The 15600-nt window shown below is 72.2% G+C and carries 10 protein-coding genes; 6 read left to right on the forward strand and 4 right to left on the reverse strand.

The window, feature by feature from the left end:
• Window positions 1-5: 5 nt before the first annotated feature.
• Complete coding sequence (locus ABEB12_RS36250; protein ID WP_185065533.1) at window positions 6-1499, forward strand: NAD(P)-binding protein; 1494 nt, start codon at window positions 6-8, stop codon at window positions 1497-1499.
• Here ABEB12_RS36250 and ABEB12_RS36255 read toward each other — a convergent pair.
• Both ABEB12_RS36255 and ABEB12_RS36260 read right to left on the reverse strand, forming a co-directional pair.
• Complete coding sequence (locus tag ABEB12_RS36255) at window positions 1486-3111, reverse strand: amino acid permease (RefSeq protein ID WP_221498778.1); 1626 nt, start codon at window positions 3109-3111, stop codon at window positions 1486-1488. The two genes, ABEB12_RS36250 and ABEB12_RS36255, sit on opposite strands and share 14 nt — an antisense overlap.
• 578 nt (window positions 3112-3689) lie before the next feature.
• The gene (locus ABEB12_RS36260) at window positions 3690-6119 is read right to left on the reverse strand and encodes an FAD-dependent oxidoreductase (protein ID WP_185065534.1); all 2430 of its coding nucleotides are present in this window, start codon (window positions 6117-6119) and stop codon (window positions 3690-3692) included.
• A 197-nt stretch (window positions 6120-6316) separates the two neighbouring features.
• On the opposite strand from ABEB12_RS36260, the gene ABEB12_RS36265 reads away from it, so the two are divergent.
• From ABEB12_RS36265 to ABEB12_RS36285, 5 genes are read left to right on the forward strand one after another with little or no spacing between them, the layout of a single operon-like run.
• Complete coding sequence (locus ABEB12_RS36265; protein WP_185065535.1) at window positions 6317-7003, forward strand: GntR family transcriptional regulator; 687 nt, start codon at window positions 6317-6319, stop codon at window positions 7001-7003.
• A 15-nt stretch (window positions 7004-7018) separates the two neighbouring features.
• Window positions 7019-8389 carry a hypothetical protein gene (locus ABEB12_RS36270; protein ID WP_221498779.1) on the forward strand — a complete coding sequence of 457 codons (1371 nt, stop codon included), beginning with the start codon at window positions 7019-7021 and terminating at the stop codon, window positions 8387-8389.
• Window positions 8382-10256 (forward strand): GMC family oxidoreductase N-terminal domain-containing protein, encoded by a 1875-nt coding sequence (locus ABEB12_RS36275; protein WP_221498780.1) that lies wholly within the window; start codon window positions 8382-8384, stop codon window positions 10254-10256. The genes ABEB12_RS36270 and ABEB12_RS36275 overlap by 8 nt, the downstream gene beginning before the upstream one ends.
• 37 nt (window positions 10257-10293) lie before the next feature.
• The gene (locus tag ABEB12_RS36280; protein WP_185065536.1) at window positions 10294-12150 is read left to right on the forward strand and encodes a putative nucleotidyltransferase substrate binding domain-containing protein; all 1857 of its coding nucleotides are present in this window, start codon (window positions 10294-10296) and stop codon (window positions 12148-12150) included.
• Between the two features lie 8 nt (window positions 12151-12158).
• Window positions 12159-13049 (forward strand): metallophosphoesterase, encoded by an 891-nt coding sequence (locus tag ABEB12_RS36285; RefSeq protein WP_185065537.1) that lies wholly within the window; start codon window positions 12159-12161, stop codon window positions 13047-13049.
• Here the strand turns inward: ABEB12_RS36285 and ABEB12_RS36290 are convergent.
• On the reverse strand, window positions 13010-13873 hold the full coding sequence (locus ABEB12_RS36290; protein WP_221498781.1) for a transporter substrate-binding domain-containing protein: 864 nt from the start codon (window positions 13871-13873) through the stop codon (window positions 13010-13012). The genes ABEB12_RS36285 and ABEB12_RS36290 overlap by 40 nt on opposite strands.
• A gap of 1 nt (window position 13874) precedes the next feature.
• Window positions 13875-15416, reverse strand: coding sequence for an amino acid permease (locus ABEB12_RS36295; protein ID WP_185065538.1), 1542 nt, complete (start codon window positions 15414-15416; stop codon window positions 13875-13877).
• Window positions 15417-15600: the final 184 nt, after the last annotated feature.

A 15600-nucleotide genomic window follows, 5' to 3' on the forward strand; every position in this document is an offset into this window, starting at 1 on the left:
CGCCAGTGACCGAGCACGTTGATGTGTTGATCGTCGGTGCCGGCCTCTCCGGGGTCGGCGCCGCCTGTCATCTCAAGCGGGAATGCCCGGAGAAGACGGTGGCGATCCTGGAGGCGCGGGAGGCCATCGGCGGCACCTGGGACCTGTTCCGCTACCCGGGTATCCGCTCCGACTCGGACATGTTCACCCTGGGTTACTCGTTCCAGCCGTGGACCGAGGCCAAGGCCATCGCCGACGGGCCGTCCATCCGGGAGTACGTGCGGCGCACCGCGCGCGAGTACGGGGTGGACCGGGAGATCCGGTTCCGGCACAAGGTGCTCAGCGCCGAGTTCTCCTCGGCCGACGCGCGCTGGACGGTCACCGCCGGCCGCGAGGACACCGGGGACACGGTCACGCTGACCTGCTCGTTCCTGTTCGTCTGCTCCGGCTACTACCGCTACGACGAGGGCTACACGCCGAAGTTCGAGGGCCTCGGGGACTACCGCGGCCAGGTGGTTCACCCGCAGCACTGGCCGGAGGACCTGGACTACGCCGGCAAGCGGGTGGTGGTGATCGGCAGCGGGGCCACCGCGGTGACCCTGGTGCCGGCCATGGCCGAGACCGCCGGACACGTCACCATGCTGCAGCGCACGCCCAGCTACGTGCTCTCCCTGCCCGGCAACGATCCGCTGGCCCAGAAGCTGCGCAACCGGCTGCCCGCCGCGCTGGCCTACCCGCTGGTGCGCTGGAAGAACATGCTGCGCGCGTTCGCCGGAGTGCAGCTGTCCCGGCGCCGGCCGGAGGTGATGAAGCGGCTGCTGCGCAAGGGCGTGCTGTCCTGGCTGCCCGGCTACGACGTGGACACCCACTTCAACCCGGGCTACAACCCGTGGGAGCAGCGCATGTGCCTGGTCCCGGACGGGGACTTCTTCAAGGCGCTGCGCGGCGGCCGGGCGGAGATCGTCACCGACCACATCGACACGTTCACCGAGACCGGCATCCGGCTGCGTTCCGGCGCCGAGCTGCCGGCCGACGTGGTGGTCACCGCGACCGGGCTGAACCTGCTGGCCATCGGCGGGATGAAGCTCACCGTGGACGGCACGGCGGTGGACCTGCCGAACACCGTGGCCTACAAGGGCGCGATGCTCTCCGGAGTGCCCAACTTCGCCATGACGCTGGGCTACACCACGGCCTCCTGGACGCTGCGCGCCGACCTGGTGGCCCGCTGGGTGTGCCGGGTGCTCAAGCACATGGACGTGCGCGACTACCGGCTCTGCACACCCGATGCGCCGGACTCCTCGCACCGGCTCGAGCCGTTGCTCGACCTCAAGTCCGGCTACGTCACGCGCAGCGCGCAACACCTGCCCAAGCAGACCGCTCGCGGCCCGTGGCGGATCCGGCAGAACTACCCCAGGGAGTTCCAGCAGTTCCGGCACGGCCCGGTGGCGGACGAGGGACTCCGGTTCGACCGGGTGCCGACCGGCGCCGGCGAGCGGCCGGAGCGGGTCACAGCGGCCTGATCGGCTCCGGGCCGGGCTCCTCCTCGTCGGCGATCGGCTCGGGGGACGGGTGCACCGCCAGGTGCGCCCGTCCGGTGTGCAGCGCCCACCCGAACACCGCCGCCGCGAAGACGGCCACGACCAGCGTGTCGAACGGCGCCGGCAGCACCTCGGTGCCGCCGAAGGCGCCCAGCCAGGAGAACAGGGTCAGCCCGGCCAGGTAGCAGACCAGCCAGCCACCGGTGCGCACCTCGGCGAGCAGCGGCTGCTCCCGGTTGTTGCGCCACATGACCAGGAACAGCGGCACGCCGACCAGCGCCAGCGGCATGGCCAGCCGCAGCTGCGCCCAGCCCGACCAGTAGACGAACTCGGTGGCCACCACGAAGCTGATCGGGGCGATCCAGCGCAGGCCGGGAACCCAGCCGGAGAGCCGGTGCGGCTCGGCGATGGCGAACGTGCCGGCGGCCACCGCCGCCGACATGTACAGCAGCAGGTACATGATGCCCATCACGCTGACAATCTGCTGCCAGCCGCCGAACGGCAGCAGGAAGAACACGACCACCACCAGGTTCAGCGCGAACGCCCGGCGCGGAATGCCGGACGCCTCGTGGACCCGCATGAAGTAGCGGGGGAGCAGCCGGTTCTTCGCGGTGGCATAGGTGTGCCGGGCGTTGATCGCCACGCCCACGTAGGCCGAGCCGCCGGGGGAGACCACCGCGTCCGCGTAGAGCAGCACGGACAGCCACCACAGGTTCAGGATCAGCGCCAGCTGGCCGAACGGGGAGTCGAAGTTGACCCCCTGCCAGCCGCTCGCCAGCTGCTCCTCGGGCACCGCGAACAGGAACGCCGCCTGCAGCCCGATGTACATCAGCACCGCGAGTCCGATGCTGGCCAGCACGGCCAGCGGCACCGTGCGGCGCGGGTTGCGGGCCTCGCCGGAGAAGTCCACCGGAGCCTGGAAGCCACTGATCGAGTAGATGATCCCGCCGGCGGCCAGTGCCGTGAGCACCGCCGAGTACCCGTAGGGCGCGAACCCGCCGTGGTTGGTGAGCCGGCCCGGGTGGAAGCCGGAGGCGATCAGCGCGACGATGGTGAGCACCGGCACCACGATCTTGAAGATCATGATCAGGTTGTTCACCCGGCCGAACAGGCGCACCCCGTACCAGTTCAGCGCGGTCAGCAGGAAGCTCAGGGCGATGCCCACCAGCAGGCCGGGCAGGGTGATCGACTTGTCCCGGTACAGCCAGGGCAGGTAGTGCGCCGCGTACTGCAGGATCGCGGTGATCTCGGCCGAGTTGGCGCCCACCGAGAGCAGCGTGGACCAGCCGATCATCGTGCCGACCAGCCGGCCGTTCGCGTACAGCGGCCAGCGCACCGTGCCGCCGCCCTCCGGCCTGGTGGCGCCCAGCTCGACCAGCACCAGCGCGATCAGTGCGCAGAGCATCCCGGCGGCCAGCCAGGCCAGCAGCGAGGCCGGTCCGGCGCGATTCGCCGCGTGCATCGCGGCGAACAGCCAGCCGGAGCCGACGATATTGGAGAAGCCGATGGCGGTGAGGCTGCCGACGCCGAGGTTGCGCCGCAGGCGCCGTTCCTCGACCAGCACCGATTCGTCGTGTGTTCCCCCCTGAGTCACCCGGCTTACAATTCCGGGGAACGTTCTCCAGAGCAAGAGCGTGTTCTGGTGGGGCTGGGTTTTCAACGACGGCTTGGACGGCGAGGGCGGAGTTTGTGGCGGGTTGGTGTGCCGCCCGTTGCGTTGCGTCCGGTGCGGCAGGCCGCGCTCACACGCTGTAATTGGTGGTGCGCCGCGCCGGCCGGATCGCAAGCGGTGACGTCACCGAGCGGTCGTCCGAGCCGGGCCGAGATCGGTCACGGTGTGTAGTCGTGGCCACCGTTGCCAATGAGGCCCGTATAGGGGGATGAACTCGGCACCGGAATGGCGGATCCGTGGTGCCAAGCCGCGGGGCGATGTCAAGCCGGTGATCGCTGTCCATGGCGGTTCAGCGTCGAAAATCGAGGCTAAACCGCCACAGTCCGCGATCATTCCGCGCGGCCACTGCTGAGCCGCAACAAGAGCGGTCCTGGCCGGGAACAGACACTGCCAGTTCGGCACCAGCCGCACTTTCGAGGCCGAACCGCCAGAGGCGACGATCATGCTCGGCGGATCGCGGCTCAGCCATGCGCTGACCACCGCGTTCAGCGGAACGCGAATCAGCCGCGCAGCCGGGTCATCTTCGGGTCGAACAGCGGCTCCTCGGCGACGGTGGCGGGCAGGCGCTCGTCGAAGTAGCCGATCTCCACCGGGGTGCCCGGTTCGGCCAGCTCCGCCGGCAGCCAGGCGTAGGCGACGCCGGAGCCGACGGTGTACCCGTAGGCGGCGCTGGTCACGTACCCGACGGCGGTGCCGCCGGAGTACACCGGTTCGTTGCCCAGCACGGTCCGGTCCAGGGTGAGGCAGCTGAGCTTGCGGGTGACCCGGTCCCGGCGGCGCAGGGTGGCGTCCCGGCCCAGGAAATCCGGCTTGTCCGGCTTCACCGCGAAGCCGACACCGGCCTCCCAGGGGTCGTGCTCGAAGGTCATGTCGGTGCCGAACGAGCGGTAGCCCTTCTCCAGCCGCAGGCTGTTGAACGCGCCCCGGCCCGCCGCGATCAACCCGTGCGGCTGGCCGGCCGCCCACAGCGTGTCCCACAGCTTCAGCCCGAGGTCGGCGGTGGTGTAGATCTCCCAGCCCAGCTCGCCGACGTAGGACAGCCGCAGCGCGGTCACCGGCACGTTGCCCAGGTAGGCGGCCTTGCCCCGGAAGTAGCGCAGCCCCTCGTTGGAGAAGTCCTCGCTGGTCAGCGGCGCGAGCACGTCCCGGGCCCGGGGACCCCACAGGCCGATGCAGCAGGTGCCGGCGGTGATGTCCCGGACCGAGGCCGAGCCATCCCCGGGAACGTGGCGGCGCAGCCAGTCCAGGTCCAGCGGGCCGTTCACGCCCACCTGGAACTCGGTCGGGCTCAGCCGGGCCACGGTCACGTCGCTGCGCACCCGGCCGGCCTCGTCCAGCAGCAGCGTGTAGGTGACCGAGCCGACCGACTTGTCGATCTTCCCGGTGCACATCCGCTCCAGGAAGGAGGCCGCGCCCGGCCCGCTGACCAGCAGGCGCTTCAGTGCGGTCATGTCGTACATGGCCACGGCCTCGCGGGTGTACTGCGCCTCCGCGCCCACGATCGGCGACCAGTAGCGCGCCGCCCAGTCGTCCGGTTGCGGGATGTCCCGGCCCTCGACCAGGTGCGCGTTGGACTCGTACCAGTGCGGCCGCTCCCAGCCCATGGCCTCCAGGAAGTAGCCGCCCAGCTCGCGCTGCCGCTGGTGGAACGGGCTGGTGCGCAGCGGGCGCGGCTCCTCCATGGGCTGCAGCGGGTGCTTGATGTCGTAGACCTCGACGAAGTTCTGGCAGCCCCGGCCCCGGACGTAGTCCGGCGCCAGCTGGTGCGGGTCGAACCGGCTCAGCTCGCAGCCGTGCAGGTCGAACGACGAGCAGTGGCCGTCGACCAGCCACTCGGCCATCGCGGCGCCCACCCCGGCGGAGTGGGTGACCCAGACCGCCTCGGCCACCCAGAAGCCGCGCACCTCCGGCGACTCGCCGAGCAGGGGCATGTCGTCGGTGGTGAAGGAGAACAGGCCGTTGATGCCCTCCTCGATCTTGGCCTGCCGGGTGGACGGCAGCAGTGACCGAGTGACCCGCCAGGCCTCCTCGAAGTCCGGCGCGGTGAACGGCTGCACCGACGGCATCACCTCGGCGGCCTCCACACCCAGGATCTCCTCCACACCCACCGGCATCGGGCGGTGCCCGTAGTAGCCGATGCCCAGGGTGTCGTGGCGTTCCCGGTAGTAGAGGTCGGCCTCCTGGTGGCGCAGGATGGGGCGCAGCGCCTCCTCCCGCTGGCCGGCCAGCGCCGGCACCTGGCCGGTCCAGGCCAGCTGGTGGGCCAGCGGGACCAGCGGCAGGGTCAGCCCGACCATGCCGGCCACCTTGGGTCCCCAGATGCCGGCACAGCACACCACCACGTCGGCGGACAGTGCGCCGGCGTCGGTGCGCACCCCGGTGACCCGGCCGCCGTGGTGAACGACGTCCAGCACCTCGGTTCGGTCCAGCACGCGCACCCCGCGCGCCCGCGCCCGCTCCACCTGGGCGTTCACCGCGCGGACCGCCTTGGCCAGGCCGTCGGTCGGCACGTGCAGCCCGCCCAGCACCTGTTCCCGGTCCAGCATCGGGACCAGCTCGGTGCACCGGTCCGGGCCGACCACCTCGGCGTCCAGGCCCCACGCGTGCGCCCAGCCCGCCCGGCGGTGCAGCTCGGCCAGCCTCGGCCCGGTGGTGGCCACCTCCAGCCCGCCCACCTGCAGGAAGCACGGGTCGCCCCGGTAGTCCAGGCCGCACAGCTTGTCCACGGTATAGCGCGCCAGGTCGGCCATCGTCTTGCTGGCGTTGGTCTGGAACACCAGGCCGGGGGCGTGCGAGGACGAGCCGCCCGGCTCGGGCAGCCGTCCCTGGTCGACGATCGTGATGTCGTCCCAGCCGCGGGCGGCGAGTTCGTCGGCCAACGCCGCCCCCACCACGCCCGCGCCGATGATGACCACCTTTGGACCGACCATGACCCCGCCTCCGGTGCGTGATTCGCAACAGACTCCATTCTGCGCAACAAGCGTGCTGGTCGGCCCCGAGCCGTGTCAAGGCCTGAACGGTTATGCGCGCCGAGGCCTGGCTTGACTACGGCCCTCCTGGCCGTCATCCTTCCGAAGTGGCTCAGTGGCTGAGCCACTGGCCCTTATAACACTCTAGGAGTCGTCGGATGTCCACGCCGATCCGCCGGGACACGGTGGTGAGCACGCTGGTCACGCGGATCAGCGAGGACGTGCTGAGCGGCCGCTACCCACCGGGCAGCTCGCTGCCGCCGGAACGGGTCCTGGCGGCGAGCTACGGGGTCACCCGCACCTCGTTGAAGCACGCGCTGGTGCAGCTCGCCCAGGCGGGACTGGTGGAGACCAAGCACGGCGTCGGCACCCTGGTGCGCGACTACCAGGAGCTGGGCGGGCTGGAGCTGCTTCCCGCGCTGCTGCGGCTGGACCCGCTGCGCTGGGGCTTCGAGGTCTTCCAGGCCCGCCGGCAGGTCGGGGCGCTGCTGGCGGCCGAGGCGGCCCGGAACGGGACCGTCGCCCAGCGCACCCGGCTGGTGGAGCAGGTGGCCGCCGTGCGGGCGGCCGAGAACGCCGACCAGGCGCAGCTGGCCGAACTGGAGTTCCACCGGGAGCTGGCCAGCGCCACCGGCAACCGCGTGTATCGGCTGCTGTCCAACGCGCTGTTCGCCGCCTACCTGCCGGTGCGGGGCGCGCTGCAGGGGCCGTTCACCAACCCGGCCGAGGCGGCCGACCGGCTGGAGCCGCTGCTGAAAGCGCTGCTCGCCGGGGATGCGAAGGCCGCCCACGCCGCCGCCGAGAGCTACCTGCACGAGACCGAGCGCCTGATGCTGGGCGCCTGAACCGGAGGATCCGCCGTGCACACCACGTTCCGCGAGACCATGAGCGGCACGGTCAACGACCGCCCGCTGGAGCTGCGGCTGGCCGTCGACCAGCCGGGGATCCTGAACCCGGTGGCCGACCGCACCGCGACCCTGACCGGCCGGCTGCGCGCTCCGGGCATCGCCGACGACGTGCCGGTCACCGGCACGCTGCGGATCGCCCCGCTGAACGCCGCCCGGACCATCGGCTACGACTGCTCGTTCAGCCTGCCGGACGGCCGGCGGTTGCGTCTGGCCGGAGCCAAGACCATCGAGCTGGCGCACCCCCTGCGCTCGATGACCACGCTGCCGGTGACCCTCACCGAGGGGGAGAAGCGGCTCGGCGACGGGGTCCTGCGGTTCGACCTGCGCGATCTGCCGAGCTTCCTGGCCGGGTTCCGGCTGCGCCCGGACCAGCCCGAACCGGCCGGTGCCGAGCTCTACCCCTCGCGCTGGCGGGGTCAGCCGGGGCGCCTCGAGGTCTGGTACTCCACGTTCACCGACCCGGCCACCGGGACCGGGGTGTGGCTGCACCACGAACTGGTTGCGCCGGCCGACGGCGGCCTGCCCCGGGTGCACGGCTGGACGGCGGTGTACCCGCCCGGCGAGGCCCCGGTGCACGAGCGGTTCGGGCCGATCCACGGGCCGATGCGGCCGGGTCCGGAGGCGTTCTCCGCCGGGAACGTCGCGGTCCGTCCCGGCGAGCTGCGCGGCGCGGCCGGTGAGCTGTCCTGGAAGCTCACCGAACGCGGCGGCGGCAAGCCCCTTTACACGCTGCCGGCGTGGGCCTGGCGCCGCGAGCTGCTGCCCTCGGCCCACCTGGTCACCGCGCCAGGGGCGACCTTCGACGGGGTGCTGCGGTACGCGGGCCGGGAACTGGTGATCACCGACGCGCCCGGCGCGAGTGCCCGCATCTACGGGCACGGCAACGCGTTGCGCTGGGCCTGGCTGCACGCGGACCTCGGCGACGGCGAGGTACTGGAGGTGGTCACCGCGGTGTCCAAGCGCCCCGTGCTGCGGGCGCTCAAACCGCTCACCTTCCTGCGGCTGCGCCACGCCGGCGCGGACTGGCCGGCCGGCGACCAGCTGGTCAACTCGTTCCGTTACCGCTCGGGGATCGACCTGCCCAGCTGGTGGGTGTCCGGCCGGGTCGGTGACCGGCGGATCCGGGTGCGGGTGCACCAACCGCCGGAGGCGACCCTGGCGCTGGACTACACCGACCCGGACGGGGAGGCCGCGGTCTGCCGCAACTGCGAGTGCGCCGACGCCACCGTACTGCTGGAACGCCGGGTCACCGGCGACTGGCGGACCGAGCGCCGCTGGCGGCTGGACGGCACGGCGCACGCCGAGGTGGGTGGCCGTGGCTGACCGCACGGCGGTCGGCGCGCTGCTCGGTATCGACGAGCCGGCCGAGGTGGCCAGGGTCGCCAACCGGCTGGACACCCTGTTGCGGGACATGCCGGCGACCAGACGGCTGGGCGTCCGCGCCGGGCTGGGCGCGGTGTCCGTCGCCGTGCGGGCCGGGGGAGCCGTGCGGGCCGGAGGAACTGGGCCGGCCGGGGGAGCCGTGCGGGTCGGGGGAGCTGAGCGGGTCGGGGGACCGTGGCGGCCGGCGCCGGTCGGACGGGACGCCGTGCTGCGCCGGCTGGCCGCCCATCCCGGGCTGGCCGGCCCGCTCGACCTGCTGAAGATGCCGGTGCTCCTGGCCGCCGGGCCGAGCGGGCCGGCGCCGGTGCCCGCCGGCGGCCGCGCGGACGCCGAGCTGGACTGCGTGCCGTCGTTCGACTGGCCGGCACGGTGGCGGACGGACGCCGTCGTGATCGGTTCCGGCGCCGGCGGCGCGATGGCGGCCCGCACCCTGGCCCGGGCGGGACTCGACGTGGTCGTGCTCGAGGAGGGCCGCCGGCACACCGTCGCCGAGCTGCGCACCGGCAACCCGATGGACCGGTTCCGTTCGATGTACCGGGACGCCGGCAGCACCGTCGCACTGGGCCGGCCGCCCGTCGTGCTGCCGGTCGGGCGGGGCGTCGGCGGCACCACACTGGTCAACTCGGGCACCTGTTTCCGCACCCCGGACCGCGTGCTGGCCCGCTGGGAGTCCGAGCACGGGGTGCCCACCGACCGCTACGCCGAGCTGCTCGACGAGGTCGAGCGCACCCTCGCCGTCGCGCCGCATCCGGAGCACTCGATCGGCAACAACGGGCTGATCGCGTTGCGTGGGGCCCGGGAGCTGGGCTGGGCGGCGGCGCCGCTGCGCCGCAACGCCACCGGCTGCGCGGGCAGCGGCCAGTGCGCGGTGGGCTGCCCGCGCAATGCCAAGAACGCCGTGCACCTCAATGCCCTGCCCCAGGCCTGCGCCGACGGCGCGTGCATCGTCACCGAGGCCCGGGTGCTGCGCGTGCTGGTGGAGCACGGCCGGGCCGCCGGGGTGCTCGCCCGGCGGCCGGACGGATCCAGCTTCACGCTGCGGGCCCCGCTGGTCGTGGTGGCGGCCGGCGCGACCGAGACGCCGCCGCTGCTGCGCCGCTCCGGCCTGGGCCGCCATCCCGGGCTCGGCCGGGGTATGGCGGTGCACCCGGCGACCAGTGTGGCCGGCCGGTTCGACGAGCCGGTGGTCGCCTGGCGGGGCGTCATGCAGAGCGTGGGCGTCGAGGAGCTGCACGACCAGGGGGTGCTGATCGAGGCGACCGCCGCGCCGAAGGGCCTGAGCACCTTCGTGCTGCCCGGGCTGGGCGCCACGCTGGCCGGCTGGCGCGGCGCCGGCGAACACCTGGCCTTCCTCGGCGCGATGATCGCCGACCAGCCGTCCGGCCGGGTGCGGGGGAGCGGCTCGCCGGTGCTGACCTACCGGCTTGCCCGGCCGGATGCGGTGAAGCTGCGCACCGCGATCGTCGGCATGGGCCGGATCCTGTTCGCCGCCGGCGCCCGCCAGGTTCTGACCGGGCTCACCGCGCGGCCCACCGCCGACACCCCCGGCGAACTGGTGGACATCGTGGCCGCCACCCCGACCAGCGCGCTGCACGTCGCCGCCTTCCACCCCACCGGCTCCGCCCGGATGGGCGCGGATGCGCGGCACGCTCCGGTCGATCCGCGCGGAGCGCTGCGCGGGGTGGACGGGCTCTACCTCGCCGACGCCTCCCTGCTCCCCACCTGCCCGGAGGTGAACCCGCAGCTGACCATCATGGCGGCCGCCCTCGCGGTGGCCGGGAACGCGGTCCGGCGGGAGTCCGGTTAAGGCGTGTCCCGCCCCGGGTTGTGGCAGCATGACCTGCGTGGACCCGGCCGAACTGACGGCGTTCCTGGCCAAGCACCCGCCGTTCGACTCGCTCGGCGACGCCGCGTTGCGCGCCGTCGCGGAGGGCTCGCGGGTGGACCGGTTCGCCGACGGTGAGCTGGTCCTGGACGCTTTCCGCGACCCGAGCGTCGAGGTGTTCGTCGTGCTCGAGGGGCGGGTGCGCCTCTGGAACGACGCCGACGACCGGGGCGGCGGCCCGGACGAAATCGTTCCGCCGGGTGGTGTGTTCGGCTTCTCCGCCATGCTGACCGAGAGCTCGGTCGGACCGCGCGCGGTGGCCGTCGGCGAGGTGCGGGTGGCTCGCATCCCGTCGGCGCTGGCCGGGCCGGTGTTCACCTCGCGGCGCGGGGCGCGGTTCCTGGCCGGCATGGTGTCCGCCGCCCGCCGTCCCGCCGTCGCTCCCACCTACAGCACCGTCGACGAGCTGATCATCAACCCGCCGCTGGTGGTCGAGCCGTCCACTCCGGTCGACGAGGTGGCCCGGCTGATGACCGAGCGCAGGGCGCCGTGCGCGGTGGTCCAGTTCCCCGACGGGGCTCTCGGGCTGATCACCGACTCGTTGCTGCGCACCTGGGTGCTGGTCGAGGGGCGGCCACCGAGCACGCCGGCCCAAGTGGTGGCGGACAGGTCGGTGCCGGTCACCGTGCTCGGCGACTCCGCGGCTGAGGCGCTGCTCCTGCTGCTGGAACGCGACGCCGAGTTCCTGTTGGTGACCGACCGGGCGGGGAAACCACGCGGGGTCATCTGCCCGCGTGACTTCGCGGTCTCGCCGACCACCGCCGGGGTGTCGCTGCACGAACGGCTGCGCCGGGCCGGCTCCGTCGACGACCTGGCCTGCCATGCCAAGGCCATCCCCGCCGTGCTGGCCGACCTGCTGTCGCGCGGCCTGGCCTCCGGCCGGGTCATCGCGGTGTACTCGACGGTGGTGGACACGCTGGTGCGGCGGGCGATCGGCTTCGTCTTCGCCGAGCGGGCGGATCTCTCCGTGGACGCCTTCACCTGGTTGTCGCTGGGCAGCAACGGGCGCCGGGAGGCGGTGCTCAGCTCGGACGTCGACTCGGCGGTGGCCTTCCAGGGGGCGGTCACGCCGGCCGAGATCACCCGTTACCGGGAGGCGTTCGGCGACGTCTACGGGGTGCTCGCGCGGGCCGGGCTCAGCGGCGACGAGCACGGCGCGATCGCGCGGCACCCGCTGTTCGCCCGCACCAACGACGACTGGTGGGCCGCCGGCCTGGAGTGGCGGGCCGCGCCGGAGGAGCACAACGGGGCGATGATGACCTCGTTGATGGTGGACGGCCGGCCGATCCACGGCGACCCCGGGCTACCGGCGGTGACCAGGGTGTTCGGTGACCTCCGGGCCAGCCCGGGGACCATGCGGCTGCTGCTGCGGGAGTCGTTGTCCAAGCGGGCGAAGTCCCGGTCCACGCGGCACCTGCTCACCCGCCAGCCGGACACCTTCGACATCAAGGCACACGCGCTGCTGCCCATCGTGAACATCGCCCGCTGGGCCGCGCTCAGCGTGGGTTCGGCCGCGTTGCCCACCACCGAGCGGCTGCGGGCCGCCGCCGGCTCGACGATGCTGCCGGAGGAGCACGCCAGCACGCTGGTCGAGGTGTTCGGGGTGCTGCAACGGCTCCGGCTGCGCTACCAGCTGATGCAGCAGCAGGCCGGCGACCGGCCGTGCGACCTGATCACCATGAACCGGATGTCCTCCATCGACCGCTGCCTGCTGTCCCAGGCGGTCCGGGAGATCTCGTCGGTCCAGCGGCGGATGGACAACGTCTCCCGGTTCGTGCCGGCCGAGGGGTGGGCCGCCCCGGAACCGGCCCGGTAGTGGTCGGGGTGCCCGCCCACCGGGTCGCGGTCATCGGCGACGTCGGCGGTCACCTGGACGAGCTGCGCGCCGAGCTGCGCCGGCTGGGCGCGGACGCCGAGACCGGCCGGCTGCCGGACGACCTCACCGTGGTCCAGGTCGGTGACCTGGTGCATCGCGGTCCGGCCTCGGCCGCGGTGATTCAACTGGTGGACGGGTACCTGAGGACCCAGCCGGCCCAATGGGTGCAGCTGGTCGGCAACCACGAGGCGCAATACCTGCGGGAGCCGGTGTTCCGCTGGCCCGAGCGGCTGGACGCCCGGTCCGCCCGCACGCTGCGCCGGTGGTGGGCCGACGGGCTGCTGCGGGTGGCCGCCTGGGTGCGGGACGACGCCGGCGAGGAGTTCCTGATCACTCACGCGGGGCTGACGGCGGAGTTCTGGAGGGACACGCTCGGCGCCCCTCGGGGCGCCGAGCGCGCGGCGACGATGCTGAACGGGTTGATCGGTGCGGATGACGGCGCGGACAACCCAGCCCTGTTTCGCGCCGGCAGCATGCTGCACCGGCGGGGACCCGTGCGCGGCGCGGGGCCGCTGTGGGCGTGCACCGCCACCGAGCTGTTGCCCGGCTGGCTGGCCACTCCGCTGCCGTTCAGCCAGGTGCACGGGCACGATTCGCTGTTCGACTGGCGAAAACGCCGGTTCCGGGTGCCCGGCGACCTGGCCCGGCTGACCGTCCTGGAGGACGAGGCGAGGCACGAGACCACCGCGCTGGATGGCGGCCGGATCATCGGCATCGACCCCTGCCACAGCGGCGAGCCGTGTGGCCGGTGGGCCGCCTGGGAGACCCGGACGCGCCCGGCTCAGGCGCATCCTCCGGCTCAGGCGCCTCCCGGGTTCGGCGGCTCGGGGATCGAGTAGCCGGACGGCGCCACGCTGATGTTCAGCGCCCGCCGCCACGACCCGTCGGCGATGTACTGCCGCAGCGCCGCGTTCACCTGGTTTAGCAGCGCGGTGTTGCCCTTGCGCACGCCGACCCCGTAGTGCTCGTCGGAGAAGCCCTTGCCCACCACCTTCAGCACACCCCGGTACTGCGGCTCGGCCGCGTAGCCGGCCAGGATCAGGTCGTCCGTGGTCACCGCGTCGACCTGGCTGTCCGCCAGCGCCTGCACGCAGTCGGACCACCGGGGGAACTCCTTGAGCTGGATCCGGCCCTGGTAGCGGGCCAGCACGTTGGCTGCCGAGGTGGTGCCGGTGACCGCGCACAGGTCACGGCCGTTCAGCGTCTCCGGGCTGGTGATCTCCTCCTCGTTGCGGCGCACCAGCAGGTCCTGGTGCGCGGTGAAGTACGGCCCGGCGAAGTCGATCACCTCCTTGCGCGCGTCGGTGATGGAGAAGGTGGAGAACACCAGGTCCACCTCGCCGTTGGCCAGCATCCGCTCGCGCTCGGAGCCCACGGCCTCCTTCCAGGTGATGTTGGCCTCCGGGACACCGAGTGCCTTGGCCACGTAGGTGGCGGTCTGCACGTCGAAGCCCCGGTAGCTGGTGCCGTCCTTGAGGCCGATGCCGGGCTCGTCGAACGGGATGCCGATGGTCAGCTTCCCGCCGGCGGCTCCGGGCACCGGGGCGGGGGCCGGGTTGGGACCCGGCTCACCGCCGCCTCCACACGCCGCCAGCGTGGTGACCATCAGTCCGGTCAGCGCCACCACGGCCAGCCGGGCCCACCGCCGAATCGTGTTCGCCATGTCAGTTCTCCCCACCCGGCTTGGCCTGGTCCAGGTCGTCCGCGTCGACGCTCGGCCCGTAGGTCGGGCCGTCGTCCGACCAGACCGGTTTGATCCGCCCGTTGGTGTTGGCCATGACGCCGGGCTTCGCCATCTTCCAGCCGATGGCCAGCACCAGGGCGATGATCGGGATCCCGAACACGACCACCAGGAAGTTGACCTTGTGGCTTAAGTACGGGCTGCTCTGCCAGCCGGAAACGGCCATACCGACGACGACCAGGGCGAGGAAGACCAGCCCGGTGATGCTGGACCACGGGTGGCCGGGCATCTGGAAGGGGCTCGGCGGGATGACCCCCCGGTCGGTCAGCCGGCGCAGCCGCAGCTGGCACAGGAAGATGGTGGCCCAGGTGAAGATGATGCCGATGGCCGCCGCTTCCAGGGCGATCTCGAACGCGTCCGGGGCGAGCGCGTTCAGCACCGCGCCGAACACGTAGACCACCGACGTCATCACGATGCCCGCCCACGGCACCCCAGAGTCGCTCATCCTCAACGTGAATGCCGGTGCCTGCTTGGACATGCCCAGGCTGCGAAGCACCCGCCCGGTGGAGTAGAGCCCGGAGTTCAGGCTGGACATGGCGGCCACGATCAGCACGATCTGGATCAGCGCGCCCATCCAGTTCAGGCCCATCCGGTCGAACACCGTGACGAACGGGCTGGTGCCGGACTTGAACTCGGTCGTCGGCAGCATGGAGACCAGCAGCAGGATCGAGCCGCAGTAGAAGACCGCGATCCGGTAGATGACCGCGTTCACCGCCTTGGGCACCTCGCGCTTCGGGTCGGCCATCTCACCGGCGGCGACGCCGACCATCTCGATGGCCGCGTAGGCGAACACGACGCCCGACATCACCAGGATCGGGCCGTACCAGTTGTAGTCCCCGCTGGCCGGCCAGAAGCCGCCCGGGTTGCTCCACAGGTTCGAGAACCCGGCCTTGTGGTCACCGACGGAGAGCCCGCCGACCACCACGACCGCGCCGACGACGAGGAATACGACGATCGCGGCCACCTTGGCGATGGCCGCCCAGAACTCGAACTCGCCGAACGCCCGCGCGGACAGCAGGTTGATCACCAGGACCACGGCCAGCGCGATCAGCACGGTGGCCCACGCGGGCATTTGCGGCCACCAGTACTGGATGTACAGACCGACGGCGGACAGCTCGGCGATCCCGGTCAACGCCCAGTTCAGCCAGTACATCCACCCGGTGACGTAGGCCCACTTCTCGCCGTAGAACTCCCGCATGTACGACACGAAGGCGCCCGAGGTCTGGCGGTGCAGCACCAACTCGCCCAGCGCCCGCATCAGGAAGTACGCGATCAGCCCGACGAAGGCGTAGCTGAACAGCAGCGCCGGCCCGGTGTTGTGCAGCCGGGACGCCGACCCCAGGAACAGCCCGGTGCCGATCGCGCCGCCGATCGCGATCATCTGTACGTGCCTTCGGCCGAGGGTCTGTTTGTAGCCGACCTGCTCGGCGTGCAGGCTGTGATGGGACTCGAGGCTCTGGGTCATTCGTGTCGTCCTTCCCCCTCTGGCGACAAACGCCGGGCGACCGGCGTGTGACTCAGCTCTCATTGTGAGTGGAGACACACTAAAGTCCGGTACGAACCTGAGCAATCACCCGTTCGCTACCGACCGGTATGCGAGCCGGTCAGCCCTGCGCGAACTGTGCGGTGCCGGACGCCCCGGGCGACTT

The sequence above is a fragment of the Actinospineispora eucalypti genome (assembly GCF_039543365.1).
Classification (GTDB): Bacteria; Actinomycetota; Actinomycetes; order Mycobacteriales; family Pseudonocardiaceae; genus Pseudonocardia; species Pseudonocardia eucalypti.

Coding starts and splice junctions, on each gene's coding strand:
- ABEB12_RS36265 (WP_185065535.1), top strand. CDS start 6,317: ATGTCCACGCCGATCCGCCGGGACACGGTGGTGAGCACGCTGGTCACG.
- ABEB12_RS36260 (WP_185065534.1), bottom strand. CDS start 6,119: ATGGTCGGTCCAAAGGTGGTCATCATCGGCGCGGGCGTGGTGGGGGCG.
- ABEB12_RS36295 (WP_185065538.1), bottom strand. CDS start 15,416: ATGACCCAGAGCCTCGAGTCCCATCACAGCCTGCACGCCGAGCAGGTC.
- ABEB12_RS36290 (WP_221498781.1), bottom strand. CDS start 13,873: ATGGCGAACACGATTCGGCGGTGGGCCCGGCTGGCCGTGGTGGCGCTG.